General features: G+C 46.0%; 6 protein-coding genes and 1 pseudogene. All 7 read right to left on the bottom strand.

The window, feature by feature from the left end:
• Positions 1-132: 132 nt before the first annotated feature.
• Positions 133-912, bottom strand: a complete 780-nt coding sequence (locus ACE1CM_RS26145; protein ID WP_374881774.1) for a hypothetical protein — start codon at positions 910-912, stop codon at positions 133-135.
• Complete coding sequence (locus tag ACE1CM_RS26140) at positions 896-1324, bottom strand: hypothetical protein (RefSeq protein WP_374881773.1); 429 nt, start codon at positions 1322-1324, stop codon at positions 896-898. Before ACE1CM_RS26140 ends, ACE1CM_RS26145 begins: the two co-directional genes overlap by 17 nt.
• Positions 1325-1327: 3 nt before the next feature.
• Complete coding sequence (locus ACE1CM_RS26135) at positions 1328-2095, bottom strand: AAA family ATPase (protein ID WP_374881776.1); 768 nt, start codon at positions 2093-2095, stop codon at positions 1328-1330.
• A gap of 20 nt (positions 2096-2115) precedes the next feature.
• Positions 2116-3165 carry a serine/threonine protein kinase gene (locus tag ACE1CM_RS26130; protein WP_374881772.1) on the bottom strand — a complete coding sequence of 350 codons (1050 nt, stop codon included), beginning with the start codon at positions 3163-3165 and terminating at the stop codon, positions 2116-2118.
• A 420-nt stretch (positions 3166-3585) separates the two neighbouring features.
• Entirely contained in the window at positions 3586-4362 is a 777-nt protein-coding gene (locus tag ACE1CM_RS26125; protein WP_374881771.1) for an AAA-like domain-containing protein, read from the bottom strand.
• 788 nt (positions 4363-5150) lie between these two features.
• Positions 5151-5726: a hypothetical protein gene (locus ACE1CM_RS26120; protein ID WP_374881775.1), complete on the bottom strand. Its 576-nt coding sequence runs from the start codon at positions 5724-5726 to the stop codon at positions 5151-5153.
• Between the two features lie 102 nt (positions 5727-5828).
• A pseudogene (locus ACE1CM_RS26115) lies at positions 5829-8209 on the bottom strand (nitric oxide synthase oxygenase); the annotation flags it as partial.
• Positions 8210-8624: the final 415 nt, after the last annotated feature.

Here is an 8624-nt window from a genome sequence, read left to right as displayed (position 1 = left end):
TGGGATGGGTGACGTGCGCTGTGGCGTATCGGAAAAAGAATTTTTAGGTTACTTAAATTATTACTTCAAAGACTGGGTTTATCCTCAGCAGCAGGTGATAGTACCAGGACAGGAACGACCTTTTGTAGTGGATTATTTGATGAGCGAACCGATAACAAATTTACATATTGATGTCGAACTTGATGAACCGAGCAGATTTAGTGCCAGTTCTCCAAATTGATAGCCCAATTCTAACTCTCCCATGACTCCGCATAGAATTAGTCCATAATTCCCATAGGCATGAGTATGAGTGGGTGCATTACCATATTCAAGAGCTAACTGAATCTGTTTAAAAGTAATCAGAAGCAACAGGACTGGAGTGACTATGTAGGCAGAAGGACAGAGTTTTAACAGGATCTGAGTTGCTGCCAGTTTTTTTGGATCGGTCATGTTAGGCAAGTCAATTAAGTTCTGAATATCTTTCCCCTGTAAAGCCAATTGCGTCGCTTCAAAAGCCAGGGGGATTTCTGTAGTTTCTGGATCTTTAGGTAAATTTATTCCCAAAAGTTTGAGAATCTCTAACCCAAACTTCAAAGATTCTTTAATTTGATTCTGCGCTTTTAAAGATTGAATTTTAACTTGATAAACTTTGATTTTATCTAAAAGTGTATTTGCCTTATGCAGGACAGTTTCTGCCAATCTCTCCATTTCCTCAAAATCACCGTTCAGATACATCGCCTCTGTGGCTTCTTCATAGAGTTGCAAAGTCAGGTTGTAATGGTTGTGCCAACACTCAATATCTAGGAGTTCTAGACCTACAGTTAAATACTTTTTAGCAGCCCCATAAGCTGTTGAATATTTAGCTTTACGTCCAGCCATTAAATTCAACTGAGAGAGTTCATCCCGTTCTAATTGATTAGTAATTAACTCCATCCCAATGTTCAACTGGTTGACAAGATAAAAAATTTTTCTCTTCTCTTTCTGATTCAGGAATATTCCTCAATAAAAGTCGCCCAATTTTCAGGTGAGTTGACTGTTTTTGGTCTTCTGGAATCAGAGAATAAGCTGCTTGCTGCACTCGGTCATGCAAAAATCTGTAGGGAACAGATAACTCAGACGCTTGTGCAACTTCAACCAATTCAGAGTTCTGAAAGAACTTGTAACCTTCAGCGATTGGAATGACAAGACATTCTTGCAAATATCTCCACAGTTCAGTTGCTGTCTCCGATCGCGATTTCTCATCTACAATAGCTAGAGTTGCTAAGTAAAATTGATTCCCAATCCAAGCAGCTATTTTCAATACATTCTGAGTATTATATGGCAGTTTTTGTAATTGAGTTGCCATAAATTAAACTACATCATCGCTGACAGCCAGCGCCCTCACTTTGGCAATGTCGCACTGCCAATAGCCGCCACTAAAGTCGAAGGAGATTAGTGCCTCTTGATGCAAATATTTGAGGAATTGAGTCGCCAAAAATGGGTGGCCTTTGGTTTTGGTAAACACCAGTTCTGTCAAAGGAACTGCTAATTGGGGGGGACAACTTAGAGTATCAGCAATCAAGCGGTTTAAAGAAGGTTGGTTTAGGGGTGCTAGAGTAATTTGGTTGACTGTGATATAGGCTTTCCCAATCTCATCCAACGTCAACATCAAGCGATGTGCTGGATTAACTTCGTTATCCCGATAGGCTCCGATTAACAACAAATAGCCTGTATCCGTTTCACTCATCAGCAATTGCATCAGCTTTAAAGAAGCGGAGTCTGCCCACTGCAAGTCATCCAAAAAAATGACGAGGGGATGCTCAATTGTTGCGAACAACCGGAGCAACTTTTCAAAGAGCAGATTGAAGCGTTTTTGAGCGTCACTTCCTTCCAATTCCCGAACTTTTGGCTGCACCCCAATCAACAGTTCTAATTCTGGGATGACATCAATAATTACCTGACCATTCTCACCCAAAGCCTCCAAGATTTTGGTTTTCCACTTCTGCACGGAATCGGCACTGAGCTTTCGCAGTTGTCGGAGCAAATTCTGGAGTGCTTGCACCCAAGCAGAGAAGGGAATATCGCGCTTGAATTGGTCGAATTTCCCTTTAATGAAGTAACCCCGCTGTCGGACAATGGGTTTGTGGACTTCATTGACTACCGCTGTCTTGCCAATCCCCGAAAAGCGATCCCCCCCTGCCCCCCCGTAGTAAGGGGGGGCAGGGGGGGATCGCTGACACGGTCAAATGCAGCTAACAGGGTAGCAACTTCGGTTTCTCTACCATAAAGTTTTTCGGGAATAATAAAGCGCTCGGTGATGTCCCTGCTTCCTAGTGGAAACGGTGTAATGCTGTTTTTTTCTTGCCATTGTTGCAAACAAGTTTCCAAATCGTATCGCAGTCCAAAAGCACTTTGATAGCGTTCCTCAGCGGTTTTTGCCATCAATTTCATTACGATGTCGGAAACCACTTGGGGAATCGCTGGTACAACCTCGCGTGGGGGAGTCGGTTTGCGGGCAATGTGACAGTGGACTAACTCCATCGCATCGTTAGATACAAAGGGAAGTTGTCCTGTCAGTAATTCGTAGAAGGTAACACCCAACGAGTAAAAGTCGGTGCGATAGTCGATACCCCGATTCATCCGTCCGGTTTGTTCCGGGGACATATAAGCTAGCGTTCCTTCCAAAACGTTAGGGTTAGTAATCTCCTGGGTTTCTCTAGGTAAGAGGGAGGAAATGCTGAAGTCAATTAGACTGACCTGCTTAGTTTGGGGGTTAATAAGAATATTCTGGGGCTTGATATCTTTGTGAATAACTCGGTATGAATATAATCCTTCTAGGGTTTGGACAATCCCAATGGCGATGTGAAAAAACTCGTTGAGGGAATCAGAACATCTTCCCATACCCTCCCCATTTCCCCATTGCTTCATTGCTTCACCCGAAATACAGCCATTGTCTTCCATAACCAGAGCCAAACCATGTCCGTAGTTTTCCAGACTTAAAGGTTTGATTACTCCTGGTAAATCAAGATTTTTAGCAATGGTATATTGATTGCGAAACTGCACCAATTCATTAAAGGTCGGATACTCATATTTCAGTAGTTTGATGACTACAGGTTTTTGGTTTGTTTCAGAAACAGCGCGATAAACCAGGGTTCTGGTACCAGAGTAGATCTGAGTAGCGATTAAATAACCGGGGATTTTAATCATAGTTAGGAAATGGCTACAGTAGGAGTTATATCTTTTGTCAGCCTCCAGTACTCAGCTCCGGAGCGATCGCGTGTGACAGTTGCGTAAATCTGTCCTGATAAAGTTGCCTGCCAGCCTCAAATATAGACAACAAAACTCTTGAGTCATAAGCCGATAATACCAGTGTTATTTCGGTTACATAACAAAGAGGTTTTTTCGGAATTGAAGCCTTATTTATTTCAAAAATTATTGGGATTGTAATATTCGATTAAAATCGCTCATCAAGCTTCCTCCCATATCTAAAGTCTCTTGGCAACGCGCGTTTTCGGTCACATTTGCTCGAGCAGATCCTCCCAGAAATAGATGCCTATAGTTAGTCTTGCTACCCATATTCCCGATACTCGTTCAGCAAGGGATTGAGGTTAAACTGCCTGCTGAAATTTACACGCAGCCCAAAAATTGATTTAGTTCGGCAGAAATGGCAACGTCTGCTTCCTGAAAGTTCAAGTAAATGCGAGTAAGAATGCGGCACAGTAGGGAACTTTCCCACCGAAGCTTGGGTGCTTTGATGTCGATAAAGCATCTAGGTTGACTAATTTGAGTGTAGGTGAGTTTTTCAATCGGGGGGTGATTGATGTAGAAAGGGAAATCTAGCGGCAAACCATCGCTAGGAATTGTTAGTTCGCTCCGTGTGACTGCGGTTTTTAAATTATTTTTTGCCTCTGTACGATCGTAAAAAGTTTGGTACTCCTGTTGCAGTCTCTCTAGAGGATCATCTTCTTCAGTTACCAGGTAGCAGCGATCGCTTCTGTGTGGTAATTGCTTGCTATCCTCTGAGTATGAAGCCTTCACTAATTCAGTGGTAACTGGTAACTGATTAGTGGTAGGCGTTAGTGGTGGGTCTATTATTTCTACTAACTCTAAGGTCACTGATAACTCGTCACTAGCCACTGTTTCATCTGTACGAGAGAGGATGTATTGCTTCAGGACTAAAAACAGATTTTTTTTCGTCACTCTCTCCCCTAATGCTTTTGAAAGATCCTGCCACAGCTGGGCGCCAATATCCTTTATCTGAGCGATACTATAGGCACAATCGGGTGCCATCTCGCTATATCCGCGTCCTTGCCATGACTGACACAGGATGAAGCGCTCAAGGGAACTCAGTTGCCTAGAGAGCAGACTTTGTTCTACAGTATCCAGAACTTCGCCAACATTCATGTATTGATTCGCTTTGAGTAATATGCACGCAGCAAGTTCGCTCTAGATTCTTATGCTCCCTAAACAGGCGGTTAATACAATTCCGCTTTGATGCAGATAGCAGAGGGCAGAAGCATCAGGGCTGAATTGCTGTAAGCGTACATTGACCAAAAAACTTCACTATGTATTATTCAGTTTTTTAGCTCAACGAAAAATAGATAAAGTTGGTATGTTTGTGTACGGTTATATGGCTGCGATCCACGAATTACACAATTAGTTGCTTTTGTCAATAATCAAAATTGGTTGTTGGATTCTAGACTATTTACCAAATTTTTTATGGTTATATCATGTCCGGTTGAATACTTATAATTAGGGGTGGCTGAATAAGTCGGCGAGCGCGACAGAAGGATTTAATGATTTGTTCAAGCTGGATCGTACATAAGTTGATATTGGGGTTGGCTTAAACTGACGATTCTGTCTTCAATACTCTGTTTTTTATTTGCCGCTAGGCGGGGTCAAATCAAGTTTTTCGGTTCATTCGTCCAGACTGTGCCAAACCAGCCAAAGCCTTACTGGGCCAGGGATTTAAAAAGTATATTGATAATCTAAAATCCTTGTCCAGTAAGGCTTGCAAGATTTAAATTTAACTTGTAGCACGCTGGGGACGGATGAACCCCTGCTCCTTGATTTAGTGCTAGCTAAATTAACAAAGGAAAGGCGATCGCGCAGGCAGGCGAAGCCCAATTCTTGACCACCTCCTCGGAGCTTCAATGTTGAATATTTTCATGGCTCTATTGTTCGTGGATTTCTCAGGGGTTTTGATGTAGGTTTGACTCTGGGCTGTAAGCATCTACGGAATCTTTGATGCGATTGAGCCAGAGTTCTGCTTTGGAATAGTTGTTTTTTTGCACAGGTTGGATTGCTTGTTTAAAGTTCAACTGCACGCCCCAGACATCGGCATGGAAGCGTTTTTCCTGCTGCATCCGCTCGAAGAATTGCACCATTTCTGTATGGGTGAGTTTCCCTTGCTTTTTAGCGATCGCCATCATCACCGCAAACACATCATCCGCCATCTTGGCATCGCCACAAACATAATAATGACATTGGGGATGGCTGAGAATTTGCCAGATTTTTTCCGGTTGCTCCTCCATCAAGTTCTGCACATATTGTTTCTGTTCTCCCAACCGAGAGAACGCTACTTCCAATCCTGTCAGAACTCCGCGATCGAGCCAAGTTTGCAACTGTTCCTCATAGAGAAAATCATTGCCATTGCGACACCCGAAATACAGGTTAGCTTCACCTAACGGGGTTTTTCGGTTTTGCAGTGCTTCTCGATGCTGAAGCAAGGCAATTAAAGGAGAAAGGCCCGTTCCAGGCCCCACCATCAAGATTGGTGCTTGCGGATCGGCAGGGGGACGGAAGCCTGAGGTGCGAACTCCAATGCGAACTTTAGATCCCGCTTGCAGTCCGGCTAAATAGTTAGAACACAAACCCGGCCGCACTTTGCCAGCATCGGTTTTGATTTGCAGCACGCCGAGTGTTACTTGAATTTTGTCAGGATGCAGCAAAGGACAGGATGAGATGGAATAGAGGCGGGGCTTTTGCTTGGGCAGCAATTCCAACAGTGCTTCTAGCGCAATCGTTGCCGAGGGAAACTCATCAAACAAATCGGCAACGCTCATGAAGTTATCAGAGATGGTTTTCTTGAGCGTGATGGCATCGGGATTGTGCTCACCCGGCCGCAGAATCTCCAGCCAGACTTCCAGGCGTTGTTTGTCTTGAGGATTCTGGGCAGATGAATACAGGTAAGCCAGCAGATCGTTGAAGCGTTCCCGTAATCACAGATCAAGTTCTTCAGAGAGCAGTTGACCTACCGTAGTTGGAACCGGGACGGGAGGCCGATCGTCAGTTGTTGTGCCGTCTGGATTGACGTAGGTCGCTGTAAAGTAAGTATCTGCCGTTACACCGATGCGATCGCACAGACGATTCACCAGTTCTGCTGGATTGCAAGGGTGAACCGCGACATGATCGCCTGTTTCGTACTGCAAATCAGTTCCCGCAATATCAAAGACGATATAGCGAGTGGAACGACTACCAGGAATTACTTCTTTGAGCAGTTCATCGTTCGCCAGGACGGGGACGAGAATGTCGCGCTCCGAAAGTGCTGAGTGCTGAGGACTAAGTGCTGAGTAAGCGTCAGCTTCGTTGAGGAAGGTGACAGTGAGTTTGGGTGCTTTGGCAGTACCAGTACTCCCTGCGGTTTCGTCTGCACCGAGTACGCGGGAAATTAAACCTAACCACTGCTTAAAAGTATCCGCCTGACCTTTGATTTCATCGCCTTTGTGGAGGGGTACCACACAGTTGGCTCCTGCTTTCGCCAATGCTTTATCGACGGCAGTGCCAGCCGCGCAGAAATGTTCGTACACGGTGCTGCCAATTCCCAAAACGGCATAGTTTAATCCCCCAAGCGCTCCCGCAGGTTGTTGTTTGAGCCATTGCAGAAAGCGTTTGCCGTTACTCGGCATTTCGCCGTTGCCAAAGGTGGATGTGACAACCAATAACAGTTTCTCCGAGGCGAGGGTATCGGTGGAGTATTCATCCAGCGCCATCACTTTGGGAGAGAATTGCTGCAACTGACGAGCGGCTTTGCGAGCAAACCCTTCGGCGGTTCCGGTTTCCGAGGCATAGAGAATCAGAATGCGATCGCGCTTATCCCCGTCCTCATTCTTTGCCGCCGTGAATTGCTCTAAATCGATGCCATCTTCCACGTCCGGGCGATCGGCGGCATGGTGGTAAGCAGGCTCCAGGTAAAAGTCGCGCATCTGGTGATGCCACACCCGACAGGCACTGCCGCCCGCAGCGGGAACCACCCAGCCCCAATCGCCCGGACATTCGCGCCCTGCTTTCTTTTCGCGCAAATCATGGGTCAGGAATTGGCGAGACGCGGTTTGGTCGTCTACCATCGTCACCTTGGCTTTCTGGAAGGAATGCAAGATGGCAATGTTCAATTCTAGAGCGACGCGATCGCGCCACAGGGTTTGCTCGGTGCTGGTGTCCAGCTGCAAAACCTTGGCAATTTCCTCCATCTTGTTGTAGCGGTACTCATCGAGGAAATCGCGCATGATTTCGGTATCCATATACCAGCCGTTGAAGGGCATACAGCCGTAATCGATGCCACCAATGTGAACGGAGAAGTTACTAATGGCAGGAATCGCATACCAGCGCATTCCCATTTCCTTGAACTCTGGAATGGTAGGATGCTCAATATGCACTTCCAGGACTTCTTCGGGTTGCCAGTGGTACATCTTTGGCTCCTGACCGGGAACCTCAATTACCAAGGGCAAAATGTCATAGGCACTGCGCGGTTCCGGCGGTTGCCAGCCCATTTTCTTGATGATGGCATTGGTCAATGCCCGGTTGGCGGGATCGCCTAAAACGCTGCCATCGGGTTGTTCGTATGCTGCAAGCGGTAAAGCTGGGAATTCCAGAAGCGTGGCCCCCAGCGCTCTTTTGGGAGTTTGGGACGAAAGACGGTCATGGTAATTTGCAAATTGCCGCCATTGGTCCCAAACTGGACCTGTTCCTGACACTCGCGGAACATTTCGTCGGGGTCGATAACATGGCGGCGATCGTGCACCACCATATTATTCCAGGCAATCCGTCCCACACATTTCGAGGCATTCCGCCAAGCCACCTGCGTCCCATACGCCAGTTCTTCGTAGGTATGGGTATAAGTTCCGGTTGCTTTCACTTGATCGCGTATTTCTTTCCAACGTCGCTCTTTGTCTTCCGGTTCCCATGCTTGTTCGCCCGAAATCAGATCGAGAAATTGCTTGGCTTTTTTCAGCAATCGCTCCTGGTTGAGCATCGGTAGCTTGATCGCGTTCACCACGCGATCAAACAAAATCTGCCACCCCTGCCTTAGTTCTGGAGTGAAGTCGGGCAGATATTTCTCAAACAGGAAAAACATGGTGTCGGAGATCGCAGGATAGGCACAGGACGGCACATCTGCAAAGCTGTGAACCTGTCCCAAGCAGCGCAGTTCTTGCAGCATTTCGTCACCAAAAACGCGCAGGTCTGCCTCCGGGCTAAAGACATGGGTCGGATGTGCTATTGCGATTTTAATCGCAGTCAATATTGTCTGCTATGATATTACAAAATTGACGATTTGTATGGCGGCTAAAAAAGCTTCAAGCAAAACAAAAACCCTTTCATTTGTAACCGAAATACCGCCAGTGGTATCGGCTGCAAACGAGATGGTCTTGTCGTCTAGATTTGAGGAG

This window comes from Microseira sp. BLCC-F43, assembly GCF_041929235.1.
Lineage (GTDB): Bacteria > Cyanobacteriota > Cyanobacteriia > Cyanobacteriales > Aerosakkonemataceae > Microseira.
Note: the sequence above shows the minus strand (reverse complement) of the source record. Positions and strands in the feature narration are given on the sequence as shown.